Here is a 1676-nt window from a genome sequence, read left to right as displayed (position 1 = left end):
TGAACTGCACCCTGTCAAGTAGACAGTGAAAATAACAAAAATTGACCTAACCGGTCAAAGCTCTAAATTCCATTGGGCTTAGGCCGTTTAATCTTTTTTGTAGTCTCTTAGTATTATAGAAGTTAATATATTCATCAATAGCTTTACAAAGTTCTTCATATGTATGATATTTATGTAGATAGTATTTTTCGCACTTAAGAATTCCCCAAAAAGCCTCCATGGGACCATTGTCTATACATTTGCCTACTCGTGACATACTATGCGTCATTCCAGCATCAGCTAATTTACGTTTAAATTTATGAGAAGTATACTGAAAACCACGATCACTATGAAGCATAGGACTTGTTCCCGGAGAAGCTATCAGAGCATTGTCTAGTGTTTTAAAAACAAGATCATTGTTGTTAGAATGTCCAAGTACATAGGCAACAATAGATTTATCATGTAGATCTAAAATTGCACTTAAATACGCTTTCTGAGAGTTACCATACTTTAGTTCTGTAACATCCGTAAGCCATTTTTGATTAAGCCTATCGGCTGTAAATTCACGATTTAGTAGATTTTCTTCTACCTGCTGCGGAGCAGATATCATATAACGTTTCTTCTTTCTGCGAATTACAGATTGTAATGATGCTAGTTTCATAAGTCGATAGACACGTTTATGGTTAATGTTTAAACCTAGCCTTCGATTCAAGTTTAAAGTTATTCTTCGATAACCATAAATTCCATCTACCTCATTATAGATTTTAACAATCTCTGCAATTAACATCCTATTATCAGTCTCTTGGATGCTTTTTTTACGCTTTGTCCATTTATAGTACGAAGAGCGTGGAATCATTGCTATTTTACATAATAAAGATATAGAGAACTTGTCTTTTTCATGAAGTATTGAGATTGCAATATATTTATTTTCTTGTTTTATACGGCTTAATACCTCCTCCTTTCTAGCTCCTCCAATTTTTTTAAGAATGCATTCTCCGCCCTTAATCTCTCATTTTCAGCTTCAAGCTTTTTCATTTCCCGTTTCATTTTTTCTTCAGGCGTCATTTCCATTTCAATCTTCTTTTTGCCACGTCCATCCCGTAGGGCATTTTCTCCACCAAATTCATATTTTTTAACCCATTGATATACTTGCTGGTAAGAGACCTGATATACCTCAGCGGCCTGTTGATAATTATTATTATGATTAATACAGTACTGTACAATTTCAACTCTTTCTTTTAAAGATGTATTTCTTCCATTAGTCATAGATTTTCTCATTCCTTTCGGCTTTACCATTACTTCTCTATGACTATTATAATTGTTTATCCATTTTTTCAACAATGTTTTATCTGTTAACTCATATTTTTTAACAAGTTCACCCTGTGAGTACTTTCCTGAAAGATACTCTAGAACAACTTGCTCCTTTAACTCTTTCGAGTATTTTTTCCAGGTTCTAGACTCTTTCAGACCATCTATTCCATAAGTTTCATATTTGTATTTCCACTTATAAAAAGCATAGACACTGATTTTATACTTGGTGTGGATTTCTTGTATTGATTTAGTTCCATTTACATACTCCATTAAAATTTCATACTTTTCTTCTGCTGTATATTTAGTTCTTCTGGACATAAAAATACTCCCCTTTCTAGTGACAGATTTTTATTTTTTAATCTGTCTACCTCAAGGGGAGCATATCA

At 33.1% G+C, this 1676-nt stretch carries 1 protein-coding gene; it reads right to left on the bottom strand.

What is annotated here, in order from left to right; all coding sequences use genetic code 11:
• Positions 1-46: 46 nt before the first annotated feature.
• Positions 47-1608 (bottom strand): IS3 family transposase gene (locus KQI86_RS20615; protein ID WP_425514399.1). Its coding sequence is split into 2 segments (ribosomal slippage): positions 47-951 and positions 951-1608, totalling 1563 coding nucleotides; the frame shifts between segments, so codons are not numbered across the junction.
• Between the last annotated feature and the right edge of the window lie 68 nt (positions 1609-1676).

The sequence above is a fragment of the Clostridium mobile genome (genome assembly GCF_018918285.1).
GTDB lineage: Bacteria > Bacillota > Clostridia > Clostridiales > Clostridiaceae > Clostridium_AW > Clostridium_AW mobile.
This window is presented reverse-complemented; position numbering and strand designations above follow the sequence as displayed.